Here is a 16,785-nt window from a genome sequence, read left to right as displayed (position 1 = left end):
AGGAGATATATATAAATTTTGAAACTGGTCAAAAATGATTGAAAATATAATAGTAAAAATAAAAAAAACTAAAGAGTGAAAAAAATTGATTTTGTTAATTTGACTATTTATCATTTTTAAATAAAGCTTTAATGAATATCCATTTTGGCATTTTCAATATTACAGATAAGTCTTGGAATAAATTACTTTTATTTGATAAAAATTTTATAACATTCTTAGGTAGACCATTAAACATGTTCATGAATATATTTGGCATTTTATTGGGGTGACTATTAAGCACTCTTAAAAATATTTTATCTAAAAATTTATATTTCGCACCAATATTATATTTTTTACATTCATGGATATTATGAATATTTTTTCTTATATATTTGCTATGTTCTTGAATATTCAAAAAAGTATAACCGGTACTTAGTCTAGTCATTCCCCCGGCGGTACCAATATTTATTATATTTTTTTTATCATTGGTTTTAGGATAAAATAAAGGAATTGCACCTTCCTCTTCATATAATATTTTGTAATCTTTTATATTAAGATGATTAATAATATAATTTTGCAATTGATTATCATAATCTTTTAGTGAATTATTAGCCATTGTTGATAACCAAGTTGTTTCTACTAGTGCTCTATTTTTAGAATATGGAAGTGTATAAAAAAAATGAACACTATCCCTTTGATCACAATCAAAATCCATTAAATTAAAAATTTGGTCATCAAAGTCATTTTTTTTAGTTTCAATTTCAATACCTTTAAAGTGTTGCCATAATTGATTTTGATTAGCTTTAAATGAAGAAACACTATTAAAAATAAAACCTTTATCCAAATTTATTTCCTCAGAACTTTTATAAAAGCTAATATTTTTATTTGTATTTAATTTGTTATTAATTTTTTCATAAAACAAGCCACTATCTATAGATTCATAAGGCAAATCACTACATTCTATAAATTTAGTTTTATTGGGAATATTAATTGAAAAATTAATCCAACTTTTTTTTACACAATCTGTAAAGTTGTGCTCTAAAGTCTTCCAATAAGACCAAGTTTTATCTCTTTTATATTCTAACCTTGGTTCAATTATTGCTAAAGTTTTGTCTCTGAGCTTATTGTGAATCTCAAGCTCATAGGCTAGGGATAGACCTGCACAACCACCACCAATTATAACGTAATCAAATTCTTTCATCTAAATTTATTTCTTCTTTAATCAAGAGATGTTCTTCTTCTCTTAGATGACTTTTTTCATTCGTAAATGATAATAAAATTAAATCATATATTGAGAGAAATGTTTCAAATAATTTACTAAAATTACTCACATAAATCTTTCCACTTTTATTATAATTATCAATATTTCTTTTTTGTAAAATATTGTCTCCGATTTTTTTATAAATTCTTCTAGCTACCAATATTGCAAATCTAAAAGTAAAAGGAATTTTTTTTATAGAGTTAAAAGAGCTCTCATAGAAAAGATCAGCTATCCTTAAAGTTTTTTTTATATTCTCAAAGTCATATTCTATGTAAAATCTATTATTATTTGCATCTTCTACAACATCTCTGGATATATTGGTTAGTTGCATCGCTATGCCAAGATCTATTGCAGCTTTCATTGATTTTTTATCTTCAACATTTAAAATTTTTGCCATCATTAAACCGACTGTGCCAGCTACTCGATAAGAATAAATTAATAGTTCTTTTTTTGTATTTAGTTTAACTATTTCACTTAGATCAGATTCAATACCATCAAATAAATCATCTATAACCTTTATTGAAATCTTATAATTTTCTATTAAAGACCACATATTTCTAATTACCAAGCTATCAAAATTTTTATTTAAGAACTGACTTTTAAACTCTGATAGTTTTTTTATTTTAATATCTAAATCATTCTTATCATCTGCTATATTGTCTACTGTTCTACAAAAATCGTATAAAGAAGAACAATCTTTGTATGTATTTTTTGGAAGAAAAAAAGCTGCCCAATTAAACGACTTGGCATAAATAGATAAATAATTGTTTTTTAACATTATAATATTTTATCTAAAACTTTTGCTGAAGATAGTACGCCTGGAACTCCTGCACCTGGGTGTGTTCCTGCTCCAACAAAATATAATCCATCATAAATTTCTGATTTATTATGAAATCTAAAATATGCAGATTGAGTAAATTTTGGCTGGATCGAAAAACCTGATCCAAATTTGGTATTTAATTCATTTTCAAAATAATCTGGTGTTAAATAGAAATCTTCAATAATATTTTCTCTAAGATTGGGTAGCAATGCTTTTTCCATCTTATCTATTACTAAATTCTTCATTTTTTCACCTTCAATTTTCCAATCAATTTTGGATTGATTGTTTGGGACTGGCACAAGAACATAGAAACAATCATTTCCCTCAGGTGCCATTGATTTATCTGTAGCTGATGGTCTATGCAGGTAATAACTTATGTCATCGTTTAATTTTTTATTTTCAAAAATATCACTCAGATGTTCTTTGTATTTTTCACCAAATTTGATCGTGTGGTGCTCTACATCTGGGTATGTTTTTTTTGTTCCAAAGTAGTAAACGAATAGGCCCATAGAATACTGCATTCGATTTTGCTTCCATTTAAATAGAGAGCTTGTTTTATTTAAACTTAGAAGTTTTTCATATACAGCAGGAGGATCAGCGTTACATATTACGTTATTTGAATGAATTTCTTTTTGATTATCTAATTTTACTCCACTAATTTTTCCATTATTTGAAATTATTTCTGTAACCTCATGTCCTTTGATTAATTCAATTTCTTGTTCAATCATTAATTTTTCTAAGCCGTTGATTATATTACCAGTTCCACCCATTGAGTAATGAATGCCCCATTTTTTCTCTAGATATAGAATTAATCCATATATAGAGGTTGTTGTAAAAGGGTTTCCACCAACTAATAGAGGATGCATACTCAGCATACGTCTTAATTTTTCATTTTTTATATATGAAGAAACTAATGAATAAACTGATTTATAGCTTTTAAGCTTTAGTAAAGAAGGTAATTGCTTCATCATCACAAGAGGCTTATCAAATGGAACATCAGCTAGTTCTGTAAAGCCTTTATCAAATATTTTTTTTGTGAATTTTACAAGCTGCTCATAACCTTTTACATCTTCTTTGCTTATTATCTCAATTTGTTTTTTCATTTGATCTTCATCTCCAGAATAATCAAATACACCTCCATCTTCATAAATGAATCTATACCAAGTTTTTAAAGGAGTGAGTTTTATGTAATCTTGAGACTTTTTATTAAATAAAGTGAAAAGCTCTTCAATTAGATAAGGTGCAGTAATTACTGTTGGACCGCCATCAAAGGTAAAGCCATTTTTTTTAAATACCCTAGCTCTTCCGCCTAAGTCAGGGTGTTTTTCAATTAAAGTTACTTTATGATTTTTAGCTCTTAATCTTAATGCTGCAGCTATACCACCAAACCCAGAACCAATGACTATAGATTTCATTAGGTTAATTTATATTTTTTTTAAAGAATTGTAAGGTAATTATGAGCTTATTTCTTTTAAAGCTATTTTTGTTTCTTCAACATTTTTTTCAAAAAGACCATCAAGTTTTGATTTATCAACAGATGTGTTAATAATTTTTTTAACAGAATCAACAGCGATTTTAATTGAAACATCTTTTATTTCTTTAAGTGCAGCCTCTTTCATTTGTGAAATTTTATTTTCTGCTAATTTTTTTTTAATTTCTGAAGATTTGTGAAATTTATCATTCATTTCGATTATAAGATGTTCACTATCTTTTTTAGCTTGTCGCAAAATATCATTACTTATTGTTTGTGCAGTATCAAGTTTATTTTGAGCGTTATCTAACAAGACTTTCGCTTCTTGTCTTAGCTTTTCACTTTCATCTATTTCATTTTTAATATCAAGGATAAGCTTATTTAAAAGTTCATTAATTTTTTGAGGTATTTTTAAATAAATTAAAACCCCTAAAAATATTAAAAAAGATATAGCTACCCAAAAAGTTCCATCAATTATCATAATATTTAACCATTTTTTTTCTCGAAAGATCTTCTACTATTGCAGAGATGCTACTACTGTTAACTTCAGCCCCTATTAGTTTCTGTAGTAAGTCTGAAGAGGTCTCAACAGCAATCTTCTTAATTTTCTCTGGAGCGCTATCTCTAAAAGTTTTTATTTCAATCTCAGCTTTATTAACTTCTTCATCAAGTTCTTTTTCTAGTGTTTCTTTTTTTATACTAATGTCCTTCAGCACTTCTTCTCTAGCTTGTTTAAAGTAGTTTTTTGCTTCATTTTTGCTGCCTTGTATTATTTTTTCGTATTCTTTAATTTTTTGTTCACTTTCTTCTCTTTGCTTTTCCGCAGCCTCAATGTTTTCTAAAATTTGAGATTTTCTATTTTCTAGATTGGCACTTATTTTTGGAAGTATAAGTTTAGATAAAACAACATATAAAATTCCAAAAGTAATAATTAGCCAAAAAATTTGAGAAACCCAAAACTCAGGATTTAATTGAGGCATTCCACCACTTTCAGCTGCAAAAGCTTCCATAAAAAACAGGAAGCTTAAAAATATCGACTGAAAAAATATTTTTTTAATCATTAAATTTAAAATGCAAATAAAATAATTAACGCTACAACTAATCCAAATAGGCCAGTTGCTTCAGCTAAAGCAAAACCTAATAAAAGATTAGGAAATTGTTTTTGAGCTGCAGATGGGTTTCTCATTGCACCAGAAAGGTAATTACCAAAGATAATTCCAATTCCAACACCGGCACCTGCTAGAGCTATTGCTGCTAGTCCTGCTCCGATCATTTTTGCTGCTTCTAATTCCATTATATCCTCCTTATGTTAGTTAATGGTGTAAATTTAATGCATCATTTAAGTAGATGCAGGTTAAGATTGCGAAAACATATGCTTGAAGAAAAGCAACTAATATTTCCAAGCCAGTTAGCGCAACCGAAAAACTCAGTGGAAGCCATCCACCAACTATTCCAAGGCTTATTACAAAGCCTCCGAAAACTTTCATCATAGTATGACCAGCCATCATGTTTGCAAACAAACGAACTGAAAGACTAATTGGTCTACTTAAGTAAGAAATTATTTCTATAACAACTATTAGCGGCAATAGTAAAGCAGGCACCCCGCTAGGCACAAATAATTTTAAATATCCCAATCCATGTTTCATAAATCCAATAATTGTGACTCCCAAAAAAATAAATGAAGCTAAAATAAAAGTAACAATAATATGACTAGTTACTGTAAAGGCGTAAGGGATCATCCCAAACATATTGCAGAATAGTACAAACATAAATATTGAGAAGATAAACGCAAAGTATGGTTTTGCTTTTGATCCTGCTGTATCACTAATCATTTTGGAAACAAAAGTATAGCTTAATTCAGAAAGAAGTTGCATCTTGCTTGGTAGTAAAGAGTTTTTTTTTGACCCTAAATTAAAAACTAATAAGATTGCAAGTGAACTAATTACCATAAACAAACTTGCGTTTGTGAAAGAAATATCTATTGCTCCTAATTTAATTTCTGGTCCAATTCTATAAACTTCGAATTGGTTCATTGGGTTTGTAGCCATAATTTTTTAAGTCTATTTTTGCATATTCTTTGCAGATCTAAATACGTTTATAATTCCAGCAACAACACCTACAAAAAAAAATATTAATATTAACCAGGGTTTAGTACCAAAGGTCTTGTCTAAAATAAACCCTATAATTGTCCCAACTGCCACTGCAGACACTAATTCTGTACTTAATTTAAAGGCAGTTCCAATAGAGGAGGTTGCCTCTTCATTTTTAATAAGATTTTTCTTTGTAAACTTTGTTTTTGCAATCTCCAAGCGAGTTTTAAGGTCTTCTTTTGGCATCTAGTATTATGCAACCATACTTTCAGCTTTTTGTAAATCAACAGCAACTAACTGGCTAATTCCCTTCTCAGGCATTGTAACTCCATAAAGCCTATCCATTTTAGACATTGTTAAAGCGTGGTGGGTTACAATAATAAATTTAGTATCTGTAATTTTAGTTAGCTCTTCTAATAGGCCACAGAATCTTGTGACATTGGCGTCATCTAAGGGTGCATCAACCTCATCTAAAACGCAAATTGGAGAAGGGTTAGTTAAAAAAACAGCAAAGATCAGAGAAAGAGCAGTCAAAGCTTGCTCTCCACCTGATAATAAAGTGATTGATTGAAGTCTTTTACCTGGGGGACTTACTAGCATTTCTAAGCCTGCTTCAAGTGGATCATCAGAGTCAATCAATTCTAATTTAGCATTACCACCATTGAATAGTTTTGTATAAACTTCATTAAATTTTCTATTAACTTTTTCAAAAGCTTCTAATAATCTTTCTCTTCCTTTTTGGTTCAATTCATTGATGCTCTCTTTTAATTTTATAATAGCCGTTACAAGATCCTCTCTATCTTGTTCCATTTTTTTTATTTCAATTTCATATTTACTAGTTTCCTCATCAGCTCTTAAATTAACAGATCCTAATTTCTCTCTTTCATTTTTTTTTTATCTAAAGCATCTTCTTGTATTGTAGAATTTGGCAACTCTTCAACACCGTTTAAATTTGAGTTTTCAAGAATTTTATCTTCATCAAGATTAAGCTCAGAGCGTACCCTATCAAGTAGATCATCTTTACGTTTTTTTAATCCTTCAATCGTTGCACCAGAACTTGCTTTTCTTTCTCTTATCTGAATAGATTTTTCTTGAACTTCATTTAATTCGAGTCTTAAAGAATTTATTTTTTTGTCTGTTTCTTCTATTATTTTTTCATTTTCAATTTTTTCAGCTGAAGCAATTCGTAAGCCTTCAGTAATCTGACCTTTTCTTTCTGCTTGAGCTTTTGGCTGTTGATCACGTTCATTTAAATTTGATAGTAATTTATTTTTTCTTTCAGTTAATTCTGTAACCATTTTTTGAGAATTTGAATATAAGTTCTTCCAGCTTTCAACTTCTGTTTCTATCGCTTTAATTCGCTCATTTCTTTTTACAGACTCTTTTTTAATTGATTGGTTTTTACTAAAACTATCTGCGTATTTTTCTTGTAATAGTTTTATATTTTCATTTTTTTCATTAATATTAGAAAGTTTCTTTTTACTTTCTTCATCTTCAAGGTTATTTAAAAAATCATCTATCTCTATTTGACATCTATCAAGTAAAACAAGTGCCTGACTTACTTCATTATTATTGATTAACTCTTTTGCTCTTGTTATTGTACTTTTGACATTTCTAATTGGGCCAACACTAATATTTATATTTCCATCGGCAAAAACATTAATTATTTCATCTACTTTTTTTTGTTCCTCTTTTAATTGATTTTTTGCATTTTCAAGATCTTCATTGGAAAGTTTCTCAGTTTCAAAGTACTTGGAGTCAATTTCTATTAATTCAGCTTTTTCTTCTTTCAATCTTTTTTCGTTTGAATTTGCATCAATTACAATCCCTTTTTCTCTATCAATATCCTCTTCAATTATTTTTAAAGATTTTTTAATATTTTCTATCTCATCTTGAGTTCTTACATTTTCTTCATCTAAATTTTGTAATTCTAAATTTAATCTTTGGATTTTAGAGAGATTTTCTATATTTTTTTCTCTTAGTGGTGACACTTTATCAGTTTCAGTTTTAATAGAACCTTCAAACTGAGCTATTTGTTGATTGAAATTGCTTACCTCTCCTTGGGCCTCATTATTAATTACATTTTCCACCCTAATTTCATTGTCAATTTCTAATAATTTTAAATAATACAAACCTGCTTCAATTTTTTTTATTTCCTCAGAGATTAGTTTGTATTTAGTTGCTTCTTCAGCCTGTTTTTGTAGGTTGGCTAATTGTTTTTCTTGTTGTCTTCTTAATTCATCTGCTCTTTTTAAGTTTGTTTCTGCAGCATTCAATCTAAGTTCCGCTTCATGTCTTCTCACATGTAGACCCGAAATATTTGCTGCCTCTTCCAAAATAGCTCTTCTGTCTGTAGGCTTAGCTGTAACAAGAGCTCCTATACGACCTTGACTTATTATTGATGGTGAGTGGGCGCCTGTAGATAAATCTGCAAAAAAAATTTGAGCATCTCTTGCTCTAACTTCTTTGTCATTTATATAAAACTTTGAACCTTTATCTTTTTCAATTTTTCTTCTAATTTCAATCTGGTCTAATTCTTTATATTGCATGGGTCCTTCATGGCTATCGTTATCCAGTGTAATAGAAACTTCCGCTATATTTTTAGATGCTTTATTCGAAGTGCCATTAAAAATAACATCTTCCATACCTGAGCCTCTCATACTTTTAGCAGATGTTTCGCCCATTACCCATCTTAAGGATTCTACAATATTGGATTTGCCACAACCATTTGGGCCGACAATACCTGTCAGGCCATTTTCAATTAAAAAATTTGTTTTTTCGGCAAATGATTTAAACCCATTTAATTGGATTTTTTTAAACTCCATGAACTAACTTATATCAGTTTTTCTAGATATTTTTTTAAATTCTTATAATTAAGGGATTTTTCAAACTTTTTATCGTTTATTATTATCGTAGGAGTAGCATTGACCTTAAATTTTTTAACACCTTCGATTCGGTCATTTAATATGTAATCTTCTATAATTTTATCACTTAAACATTTATCAAAATCTATGTTTACATTCTCACCTTTTAAAAATTTTTTTAAATATCCTGTAGCTTCTTCCGGTGTTTTTCCTCTAGCCCATTTTTTCTGGCCTGAATATAAAATATTCATAATGCTTGAACTGCCGTCGTTATTACACTGAGCAATTTTTGAGGCATTAAATGCTGCAATATTTAATGGAAAATGTCTAAATTCTATTTTTACCAACCCGTTATCAATGAAGTCTTTCTTAAGTTCTGGATACACGTCTTTATGAAAATTTGCACAGTAGCTACAAGTCAACGACTCGTAAGCAATTATTGTTATTTTAGCACTTTCTTCTCCTTCAGTAATTCTTTTAACAATTTCATTTTCTGCAGCAAACGATTTAGAGGAGAAGATTAAAAATATTATGAATAATGTTGAGGCAAATTTTTTCATCTTTGTTTAAATAATTTAGTTAATTCTAGTAGTGATTTTTTTATTTTATCGTTTTTAATATTATTAATTCTATCTGTATATTTGTTATTTGTCACATGATTTTCATTAGTATCTAATTTTTTGAATTTTGTTTGAGCATCATCAAAGCTTATGAATTTCAATTTCTCAACAACGGCATAACCAAAAAAACTATTCATTTTATCCATTATTATTTTTTTTGAGTATTCTAAATCAATTTCATGTCCCCTCTTTACCATTATTTGAAGAGTGCTTACTCCAAATTTATTCGAATTTTTAAAGGATTTGGGATAGCATATCTGAAAAAGATCATCTCCAACTATATACTTCCAGTTACTAAGTGTTTCAGAAAATATATGACCCTTTTTTTTGATTATTTTTTTAATGTTTTTTGGCAAAGTGTCTTTAAAAGACCTTAAGCCTTGAATAGTTTTAAACCTCTGCTTAGTATTATTTTTAAATTGCATATGACTAAATCCATACTAACAAAAAAAATTCTTTATTGGTACGATAATAATAAAAGATCACTGCCATGGAGAAAAAAGCTATCTCAAGTTAAGAGAGAATATTACACGCTAGTAAGTGAGTTTATGTTACAGCAAACGCAGGTTGCAACTGTAATTCCATATTTCAATAATTTTGTAAAAGATATTCCAGATATTAAATCTCTATCAAAAATTAAGGAACATAAACTTTTAAAGTATTGGGAAGGGCTTGGTTATTATTCAAGAGTAAAAAACTTAAAAAAGACTGCACAAATATTAGAAAAAAATTTTAACAGAAGGTTACCAAGCACGATTGACGAATTAAAATTATTACCTGGAATAGGTGACTACACCTCTAATGCAATAATGGCAATTGCCTTTAACAAGCCATTTGTTCCCCTGGATGGAAACATTGAAAGAGTAATTAAAAGATTATTAAATTTAAAATTACCCAAAGAAATTACAAAAGATAATCTTGTTAAGAGTAAAAAAATATTAGGTAATTCAACTAGAGCAAGTGATTATGCACAAGCGATAATGGAGCTAGGTGCATTGATTTGTCGACCTAAAAATCCCTTATGTTACCAATGCCCTTTAATTAAAAATTGTAAGTCTTTTAAAAAAAAAGATTTTGAAATAATAAAAGTAAGAAAAAAGAAGATTGATAAATTTTATTTGTTAGAAGTTTATAAAAAGAATAATAAATTTTTACTGATAAAAAATACTAAATTAAATTTTTTAAAGAATTTACAAATATTTCCTATGAAACAAATACCCAAACCTGACAATTCAGTAAATGCTTTAAACTTCAAGATATCAAATATGAATATGAATATAATAATCAAGTTTTCTAAGTTAAAGGGTACAATTTCTAACTCTTCTTGGATTGATAGCTCTAAGCTTGAAGATTATACTTTGCCCACATTTACTAAAAAAATTTTTAATTATTTAAAAAAAAATTAATGAAAAATATAGCAATAATAGGAGCGGGTATTTCAGGTCTGTACATTGCAAATCTTTTTAGCCAAAACTCAAATTATAAAATTACAATTTATGAGAAAAATAGTTCTGTTAACTTAGAAAAAGGATACGGTATTCAACTTTCAGTTAATAGCATCAAACTATTAAATCAAATAAATTTCCAAAAAATTAGTGTAGAAGATAAATTTCACCCTCATAAACTAGACTTCTATTCTTTAAAAAATAATAAGAAAATATGTGATTTAGATATATCCATGTTTAACAGTGCTGATACAAAATATACTACCTTGCAGCGCTCTACTTTAATTAATTTCTTAAAAGATGGGCTTCATGAAAATATTATCCATTATAATAAAAAAGTTATAAAAATTAATGAAGAAGCTGAAAATAAAGAAGTTTCTTTTGAGGATGGTTCATCTATTAAATGTGATTACTTAATTATCTCTGATGGAACTTTTTCAAAAACAAAATCATTAATTGCCAATAAAGAAATTAAACCAAAATACTTTAACTCTATTGCCTTAAGAGCAACAATAGACCAGAATGCCCTCAAGGGTATTAACCCAGAGAATATATCTTTATTTTTAGGATTTAATTTACACTCAGTTCTTTATCCAGTTAATAGCAAAGGACAGTTTAATTTCGTTACCGTTCTTAGAAAAAAGCTTAGTACTAACGAGTTATCAGACTATTCTTTGTTTGAGAGCAAAGATTTTACTGCATCTATTATATCTGAAATATCAAAGCAAGTAGTTCCTGAAACAATTAACAATCTAAAAAGCATTAAATGCTTCCCAATATTTGTGAGTTCTAAGGTATATGAACCAAAAAATAAAAATACTTTTATTATTGGAGATGCTTTTTTTGCTTTACCTCCAACTTTTGCACAAGGTGCCTCTCAATCAATAGAGGTTGCTCGTGAACTTTATAAAAATTTAGAAAATGAAAACACTCAATTTAACTCTGAAAGAGTTAAAAGAGTAAGGATGATTGATATGAAATCAAAACTTAATTACTTTGCTTTTCATCTATCCAACCCATTAATAATTTGGATTAGAAACTTAGTTATAAAAAAATTAGTTAAAAATAAAAAATTTATTAATAGCTATCTTGGTAAAATTTATAAAGACTAATTTTTAGAAATTAATCTTTGTCTTAAATTATCAATTGGAACAGAAACACCATTCACTGTGCAATGCCAATAAGTCCATCCATTACAGCTTTCAGAACCCAGTATTGTTGCTGCAACTTTATGAATTGATCCTTCGGCTTGATCATGTTTTATACTTCCATCGGCCATAATTTTTGCAACAATTTTTTTCTTTTGATCAAAAATACTTGTTCCAGGCTTTATTATTCCAAGCTCTACCAGTGATCCAAAAGGTATTCTAGGTTTTGATCTATTATTCTTTAAAGTGTCTAAGAAATCATCTTCTATTGGTTTTGTTTTCTTTAGTCTTTCCTCTGCAGCTTTAAAATAGTTTTTTTCTTTTTCTATGCCGTAATAGTTTCTACCTAATTTTTTTGCAACTGTGGCTGTTGTTCCAGATCCTAAGAATGGATCTAGAATTAAATCATTTTTGTTTGATGATGCCAATAAAACTCTATGTAATAGAGACTCTGGTTTTTGAGTTGAGTGAACTTTTATACCATTTTTTTTAAGTCTTTCTGCACCATTACAAATGGGTAAATTCCAATTAGATCTCATTTGTAGATCATCATTTAAACATTTCAAAGATTGATAGTTAAAAGTATATTTTGATTTCTCACTTTTAGAGGCCCAAATTAAAGTTTCATGAGCGTTTGTAAATCTTGTTCCTCTGAAATTAGGCATTGGGTTATTCTTATTCCAGATAACATCATTTAAAATCCAAAAACCCAAGTTCTGTATTGCAGTTCCTACTCTAAAAATATTATGATAGCTTCCTATAACCCAGATGGCTCCGTCCTTTTTTAAAATTCTTTTACATTCAGTAAGCCATTCAATTGTAAACTCATCATATTTTTTAAAGTTTTCAAATTGATCCCATTTATCGTTAACAGCACTGACCTTGCTTCTGTCTGGTCTTGTGAGTGAATTTTTTAGTTGTAAATTGTATGGTGGATCAGCGAAAACAAGATCAAAGATTTCGCTTGGAATTTTTTTTAATTCCTTGAGACTGTCACCATTAATAATCTTATTTTTAAAATTGATATCCATTTTGTATAAAACAATTAGACTCCATAGAGATTCTAGCGTCAACCTGAGATTGAAATAACTAGATTCAAATTGTGTCTGAATTTTTTGAGGGAACCAGATGTTGTGCTGTTACACGTGAAAATTATAAAAGATCACAAATAGGTGAGAAAGTTTTTCGATGATATTTAGTAATACCAAATTTCTTAATTGCTTTTAGGTGTTCTTTTGTACCATAACCAGAATTTGTGTCCCAACCATACTGACTAAATTCCCCAGAAAGTTTAGTTATAAATTTATCTCTGCTAACTTTAGCAATAATTGATGCTGCTGAAATACTTGAAATTTTTTGATCACCTTTAATTATATATTTTAAATTATAATTTTTGATTGTGGGCAGTTTATTTCCATCTATTAGCACTAAAGAAGGTTTTTTTTTTAATTTAAGAATTGCTCTTTTCATAGCTAGTAGACTAGCGTGCAATATATTAATTTTTTCTATCTCCTTAGTAGATGCTTGGCCAATTGCCCATACTGAATTTTGTCTAATATATTTATAAAGCTCGTTTCTTTTTTCTTTTGTTAAACCCTTAGAGTCTTTAAGAAGTTTTTGGTTAATTGAGTTATTTAATATTACAGCAGCTGCATAAACTGGACCAATCAAGCTTCCTCTACCAACTTCATCAACACCAGCTACAATTTTCATTAAATATTAATCTTTAGATCTATAATTTTTTTTTTAATCCTTTTTAAGTCTTCCCAAGAATATTTTTTATTTTCTGGTGTGCGCAAAAGATATGAAGGATTAAAAGTTATAATAACATTATAGCTAGTATTTTTAACAATTATCTCTTTCCACTTTCCTCTTTCATTGGATATTTTACTATTCAGGCCTGTTAAAGACTCCATAGCAGTACTACCCATGAGAATAATTATTTTTGGGTCAATTATTGAAATATGTGTTTGTAGAAATTGTGAATATCTTTTTATTTCAGCTGAAGTTGGTTTTCGGTCTTCTGGAGGTCTAAAATTAACAGCATAAGATGTATAAATATTTTGCTTTTTGATATTAATTGCGAGTAACATTTTTTCTAAAAGATTTCCGACCTCACCTCTAAAAGTCAAACCAGTTTTATCCTCTTCTATTCCGGGAGCTTCACCAATTAACATAATTGAACTATTAATATTTCCATCACCCAAAACAATATTCTTTGAATTATTTTTTAGACTACAATCACTAATTGAGTTTATTTGTTTTTTCAGTTCAGTTAATTGAGTTATTTTATCGATTTTATTTGCCTCTTTTAAATTTAAGTTAGTATCTTTTAATCGATTAATAGGCTTTTCATTAAAAACAAAGTCTGATCCAATTGAGTCTAAGAATTTAGCTTTAAAATTCGAATTTTGATTTATTACTTTTTTAGACATACAATAGTAAAATGTTAGTAAAATTTCTTAAATTTATTTTAATATTATTAATTTATCAAAGCCCATTATACTCAAAAAATAATACTTTAAACGACTTTAATTCAAGCTTTTTATCTAATTATTTTTCTGGAATTGTTGCGTATGAAAATTCAGATAATTCTCAGGCACTGAAATTTTTTAATTCATCAAAATTTTTAATTAAACAGCATGAAATTTACTTAGAGAAATACACATTTGCATTAGTTTTAAATGGCAAAGTAAAAAAGGCAATCAATCAAATTAAACAAAACTCTACAAAAGATAATTCTAATTTTTTTCAAGCTAATTTATTATTAGCAATAGATAGTTTAAAAAAGGGGGACTATAAAAGTAGTGAGCAGTATATTAATAGATCGTATGAGCTTATTAGCAATGATAGATTTTCCCTAATTATTGCAGAAATTTTTAAAGAATATCTTTATGTCTTTAATGAGAAAAAAATTCCCAAATCAAAAAAAAAATTTGGCAATTTTTCTTATATCAATGAAGTTTTCCAAAGGTGTTATTTAGGTGATCAAAGTACAAAAACTTACTTTAAAAGATTAATTAATTCTCAAAATGATGCAGATTATTCAAGGTATGCATTTTTTTTTGTGAACTATTTGATAGAAAGTGAAAAATATGATGAAGCAAAGCAAATCACAGATGACTTTGATTATCTAAATTCTTCTCTTTTAATTTCCCAAGGAAAAAAATGGATAGAAGATAAAAAATTTAAAAATTTTTTAGATATTTTTTCATGTACTAATTCCAGTGATATTATGGGTGAATTTTTTTTTCTAGTTGCTAATTTATATTCATCTCAAGGGGACTATGAAAAATCAAATTTCTATTTGAATATATCTAATTATTTAAACCCAAAATTTACTTTAAACTTATCTCTTCTAGCAGAAAATTATTATACAAATGAAGATTATGAAAATACTAAAAAGACATTAGAAGTTTTTGATAAAACAAATGAATTTTATTATTGGTTTAAAATAAAGAAAGAAGCACAAATTATATCAAATAATTTGGATAAAGATGTTTCTTTAAAGTTTATTAATTCAAAATTTAAAGGAATTAAAAATCCTAACAAGAAAATGATTTTTGATATTGCAAATTTCAATAAAAATGCAAAAAAATATGCAGAGGCGATAAATTATTATGACCAAATACTCCTAAACATTGATAGTAATTCTGATTTATATGCTGAGATCCTTTACAGGAGGGGAGGAAGTTACGAGCGCTCTGGTGACTATAAAAACGCAGACAACGATCTTTTGAAATCACTAGAAATTAACCCAGATGATGCTTATGTACTAAATTATTTAGCGTATTCATGGCTTGAGCGAGAATATAAAATAGATACAGCTCTTGAAATGCTAGAAAATGCCTATGCTTCAAGAAGTAATGATCCTTATATAATAGATTCTATTGGATGGGCTTATTTTTTGGTTGGACAATATGAAAAGGCTGAAAACTTTTTAAAAAGAGCTGTTGAATTAATGCCTCAAGATCCAATAGTTAATGATCACTATGGAGATATTCTTTGGAAATTAAATAGAAAAATACAAGCAAGGTATTTTTGGCAAAATGTTTTGAAGCTTGAAGAGACAGAAGATGAAATGAAAAAAAACATCAAAGAGAAATTAATTGATGGAATCAAGCAATCTTAACCTATGACCTCATTTAAAATAAAATCTCATGCAAAATTAAATCTTGCTTTGAATGTAATAGGACGAGCCGTAAAACTCCACAAGATTGAAAGTTTGATATCCTTTATAAGCTTACATGATTTGATCTATTTAAAAAAAATAAAAAGTAATAATCACAAAATATTTTTTACAGGAAAATTTTCAAAAAATATTAGCAAAATTAATACTATATCAACTTTGCTAAACTTATTAGACGCAGAGAAGCTTTTAAATAATCAAAAATTTGAAATAAAAATTAGAAAAAATATACCTCATGGAGCTGGTATGGGAGGTGGTTCAATGAATGCTGCAAGTTTAATAAATTTTTTGATAAGTAAAAAAATCTTAAAGATTAAAAATAAAAAATTAAATGATTTAGCTGCTAAGATAGGCTCTGATGTCGTTTTGGGCTTAAAACCAGGCAATACCATTCTTTCATCAAATGGTAAAATTAAGAGATTTGTTAATAAAAAGGCACTATATGTTTTAATAGCTAAGCCGTATTTTGGCTGTTCTACAAAACTTATCTATTCAAAAGTTGTTTCATTTTCAAAGTCTCAATTTAAAAGACCGCAACAAAAAATGTTTCAACCACAATATTTAAAAGGCCTAAATAATGATCTCGAAAAGATTGCTTTAAGGAAATATCCAAAACTAAATAAGATCAGATCTTTTATGGTAACTTTACCAAAAAATATATTTGTAAGAATGACAGGATCAGGCTCTTCAATTGTAGCCTATTTTCATTCTCAAAAGGATTGCAGTAACGCATACGGGCAATTTAAAAGGAAATTCAATAGTCATTGGTGTATTGAATCAAAAACTATATAATTTTTTTTTTTGTGTTATATGCAATTAATATTGGGGCGTAGCCAAGCGGTAAGGCACTGGTTTTTGGTACCGGCATCCTAGGTTCGAATCCTAGCGCCCCAGCCAT

At 28.1% G+C, this 16,785-nt stretch carries 17 protein-coding genes, 1 tRNA gene and 1 pseudogene; 5 read left to right on the top strand and 14 right to left on the bottom strand.

The window, feature by feature from the left end:
* Positions 1 to 103 precede the first annotated feature (103 nt).
* The 11 genes and pseudogenes from AC5SLO_RS05245 to AC5SLO_RS05195 all read right to left on the bottom strand — a co-directional run bounded on the left by AC5SLO_RS05245 (position 104) and on the right by AC5SLO_RS05195 (position 9,530).
* The gene (locus AC5SLO_RS05245) at positions 104 to 1,180 is read right to left on the bottom strand and encodes a lycopene cyclase family protein (protein ID WP_494572924.1); all 1,077 of its coding nucleotides are present in this window, start codon (positions 1,178 to 1,180) and stop codon (positions 104 to 106) included.
* Positions 1,167 to 2,018, bottom strand: coding sequence for a phytoene/squalene synthase family protein (locus AC5SLO_RS05240; protein ID WP_494572923.1), 852 nt, complete (start codon positions 2,016 to 2,018; stop codon positions 1,167 to 1,169). Before AC5SLO_RS05240 ends, AC5SLO_RS05245 begins: the two co-directional genes overlap by 14 nt.
* On the bottom strand, positions 2,018 to 3,475 hold the full coding sequence (gene crtI, locus AC5SLO_RS05235) for a phytoene desaturase family protein (protein ID WP_494572922.1): 1,458 nt from the start codon (positions 3,473 to 3,475) through the stop codon (positions 2,018 to 2,020). Before crtI ends, AC5SLO_RS05240 begins: the two co-directional genes overlap by 1 nt.
* A gap of 39 nt (positions 3,476 to 3,514) precedes the next feature.
* Entirely contained in the window at positions 3,515 to 4,012 is a 498-nt protein-coding gene (locus AC5SLO_RS05230; protein ID WP_494572921.1) for a F0F1 ATP synthase subunit B family protein, read from the bottom strand.
* A complete protein-coding gene (locus AC5SLO_RS05225) occupies positions 4,002 to 4,592 on the bottom strand; it encodes a F0F1 ATP synthase subunit B family protein (protein ID WP_494572920.1) in 591 nt (196 codons plus the stop codon). The genes AC5SLO_RS05230 and AC5SLO_RS05225 overlap by 11 nt, the downstream gene beginning before the upstream one ends.
* Before the next feature lie 5 nt (positions 4,593 to 4,597).
* Entirely contained in the window at positions 4,598 to 4,825 is a 228-nt protein-coding gene (locus AC5SLO_RS05220) for a F0F1 ATP synthase subunit C (protein WP_006997791.1), read from the bottom strand.
* 19 nt (positions 4,826 to 4,844) lie between these two features.
* Positions 4,845 to 5,579, bottom strand: a complete 735-nt coding sequence (locus AC5SLO_RS05215) for a F0F1 ATP synthase subunit A (protein ID WP_494572919.1) — start codon at positions 5,577 to 5,579, stop codon at positions 4,845 to 4,847.
* A gap of 12 nt (positions 5,580 to 5,591) precedes the next feature.
* Complete coding sequence (locus tag AC5SLO_RS05210) at positions 5,592 to 5,867, bottom strand: AtpZ/AtpI family protein (protein WP_494572918.1); 276 nt, start codon at positions 5,865 to 5,867, stop codon at positions 5,592 to 5,594.
* A gap of 6 nt (positions 5,868 to 5,873) precedes the next feature.
* Positions 5,874 to 8,446: pseudogene (locus AC5SLO_RS05205) on the bottom strand (chromosome segregation SMC family protein).
* A gap of 8 nt (positions 8,447 to 8,454) precedes the next feature.
* Positions 8,455 to 9,045 carry a thioredoxin domain-containing protein gene (locus AC5SLO_RS05200; protein ID WP_494572917.1) on the bottom strand — a complete coding sequence of 197 codons (591 nt, stop codon included), beginning with the start codon at positions 9,043 to 9,045 and terminating at the stop codon, positions 8,455 to 8,457.
* A complete protein-coding gene (locus tag AC5SLO_RS05195; RefSeq protein WP_494572916.1) occupies positions 9,042 to 9,530 on the bottom strand; it encodes a DciA family protein in 489 nt (162 codons plus the stop codon). Before AC5SLO_RS05195 ends, AC5SLO_RS05200 begins: the two co-directional genes overlap by 4 nt.
* Here AC5SLO_RS05195 and AC5SLO_RS05190 point away from each other — a divergent pair, their 5' ends adjacent.
* Positions 9,531 to 10,511: an A/G-specific adenine glycosylase gene (locus AC5SLO_RS05190; RefSeq protein ID WP_494572915.1), complete on the top strand. Its 981-nt coding sequence runs from the start codon at positions 9,531 to 9,533 to the stop codon at positions 10,509 to 10,511. It abuts the gene before it with no gap.
* A complete protein-coding gene (locus AC5SLO_RS05185) occupies positions 10,511 to 11,662 on the top strand; it encodes an FAD-dependent monooxygenase (RefSeq protein ID WP_494572914.1) in 1,152 nt (383 codons plus the stop codon). The genes AC5SLO_RS05190 and AC5SLO_RS05185 overlap by 1 nt, the downstream gene beginning before the upstream one ends.
* On the opposite strand, the gene AC5SLO_RS05180 is transcribed toward AC5SLO_RS05185, so the two are convergent.
* The 3 genes from AC5SLO_RS05180 to AC5SLO_RS05170 all read right to left on the bottom strand — a co-directional run bounded on the left by AC5SLO_RS05180 (position 11,659) and on the right by AC5SLO_RS05170 (position 14,133).
* Complete coding sequence (locus tag AC5SLO_RS05180) at positions 11,659 to 12,729, bottom strand: site-specific DNA-methyltransferase (protein WP_494572913.1); 1,071 nt, start codon at positions 12,727 to 12,729, stop codon at positions 11,659 to 11,661. The two genes, AC5SLO_RS05185 and AC5SLO_RS05180, sit on opposite strands and share 4 nt — an antisense overlap.
* A gap of 121 nt (positions 12,730 to 12,850) precedes the next feature.
* Complete coding sequence (rnhB, locus tag AC5SLO_RS05175) at positions 12,851 to 13,411, bottom strand: ribonuclease HII (RefSeq protein WP_494572912.1); 561 nt, start codon at positions 13,409 to 13,411, stop codon at positions 12,851 to 12,853.
* Entirely contained in the window at positions 13,411 to 14,133 is a 723-nt protein-coding gene (locus AC5SLO_RS05170; protein ID WP_494572911.1) for a uracil-DNA glycosylase, read from the bottom strand. Before AC5SLO_RS05170 ends, rnhB begins: the two co-directional genes overlap by 1 nt.
* Positions 14,134 to 14,144: 11 nt before the next feature.
* Between AC5SLO_RS05170 and AC5SLO_RS05165 the strand changes: the two genes are divergently transcribed.
* The 3 genes from AC5SLO_RS05165 to AC5SLO_RS05155 all read left to right on the top strand — a co-directional run bounded on the left by AC5SLO_RS05165 (position 14,145) and on the right by AC5SLO_RS05155 (position 16,784).
* The gene (locus AC5SLO_RS05165; RefSeq protein WP_494572910.1) at positions 14,145 to 15,830 is read left to right on the top strand and encodes a tetratricopeptide repeat protein; all 1,686 of its coding nucleotides are present in this window, start codon (positions 14,145 to 14,147) and stop codon (positions 15,828 to 15,830) included.
* Positions 15,831 to 15,833: 3 nt separating this feature from the next.
* Positions 15,834 to 16,679: a 4-(cytidine 5'-diphospho)-2-C-methyl-D-erythritol kinase gene (locus AC5SLO_RS05160; RefSeq protein WP_494572909.1), complete on the top strand. Its 846-nt coding sequence runs from the start codon at positions 15,834 to 15,836 to the stop codon at positions 16,677 to 16,679.
* A gap of 31 nt (positions 16,680 to 16,710) precedes the next feature.
* Positions 16,711 to 16,784 (top strand) — tRNA-Gln (locus tag AC5SLO_RS05155).
* The last annotated feature ends 1 nt before the right edge of the window (position 16,785 follow it).

The organism is Candidatus Pelagibacter sp. PS_44 (assembly GCF_059417735.1).
Note: the sequence above shows the minus strand (reverse complement) of the source record. Positions and strands in the feature narration are given on the sequence as shown.

What these genes read in the sequence shown, in the direction of transcription:
- AC5SLO_RS05245 (WP_494572924.1), bottom strand. Translation starts at nt 1,180, where the DNA reads ATGAAAGAATTTGATTACGTTATAATTGGTGGTGGTTGTGCAGGTCTA.
- AC5SLO_RS05240 (WP_494572923.1), bottom strand. Translation starts at nt 2,018, where the DNA reads ATGTTAAAAAACAATTATTTATCTATTTATGCCAAGTCGTTTAATTGG.
- crtI (WP_494572922.1), bottom strand. Translation starts at nt 3,475, where the DNA reads ATGAAATCTATAGTCATTGGTTCTGGGTTTGGTGGTATAGCTGCAGCA.
- AC5SLO_RS05230 (WP_494572921.1), bottom strand. Translation starts at nt 4,012, where the DNA reads ATGATAATTGATGGAACTTTTTGGGTAGCTATATCTTTTTTAATATTT.
- AC5SLO_RS05225 (WP_494572920.1), bottom strand. Translation starts at nt 4,592, where the DNA reads ATGATTAAAAAAATATTTTTTCAGTCGATATTTTTAAGCTTCCTGTTT.
- AC5SLO_RS05220 (WP_006997791.1), bottom strand. Translation starts at nt 4,825, where the DNA reads ATGGAATTAGAAGCAGCAAAAATGATCGGAGCAGGACTAGCAGCAATA.
- AC5SLO_RS05215 (WP_494572919.1), bottom strand. Translation starts at nt 5,579, where the DNA reads ATGGCTACAAACCCAATGAACCAATTCGAAGTTTATAGAATTGGACCA.
- AC5SLO_RS05210 (WP_494572918.1), bottom strand. Translation starts at nt 5,867, where the DNA reads ATGCCAAAAGAAGACCTTAAAACTCGCTTGGAGATTGCAAAAACAAAG.
- AC5SLO_RS05200 (WP_494572917.1), bottom strand. Translation starts at nt 9,045, where the DNA reads ATGAAAAAATTTGCCTCAACATTATTCATAATATTTTTAATCTTCTCC.
- AC5SLO_RS05195 (WP_494572916.1), bottom strand. Translation starts at nt 9,530, where the DNA reads ATGCAATTTAAAAATAATACTAAGCAGAGGTTTAAAACTATTCAAGGC.
- AC5SLO_RS05190 (WP_494572915.1), top strand. Translation starts at nt 9,531, where the DNA reads ATGACTAAATCCATACTAACAAAAAAAATTCTTTATTGGTACGATAAT.
- AC5SLO_RS05185 (WP_494572914.1), top strand. Translation starts at nt 10,511, where the DNA reads ATGAAAAATATAGCAATAATAGGAGCGGGTATTTCAGGTCTGTACATT.
- AC5SLO_RS05180 (WP_494572913.1), bottom strand. Translation starts at nt 12,729, where the DNA reads ATGGATATCAATTTTAAAAATAAGATTATTAATGGTGACAGTCTCAAG.
- rnhB (WP_494572912.1), bottom strand. Translation starts at nt 13,411, where the DNA reads ATGAAAATTGTAGCTGGTGTTGATGAAGTTGGTAGAGGAAGCTTGATT.
- AC5SLO_RS05170 (WP_494572911.1), bottom strand. Translation starts at nt 14,133, where the DNA reads ATGTCTAAAAAAGTAATAAATCAAAATTCGAATTTTAAAGCTAAATTC.
- AC5SLO_RS05165 (WP_494572910.1), top strand. Translation starts at nt 14,145, where the DNA reads ATGTTAGTAAAATTTCTTAAATTTATTTTAATATTATTAATTTATCAA.
- AC5SLO_RS05160 (WP_494572909.1), top strand. Translation starts at nt 15,834, where the DNA reads ATGACCTCATTTAAAATAAAATCTCATGCAAAATTAAATCTTGCTTTG.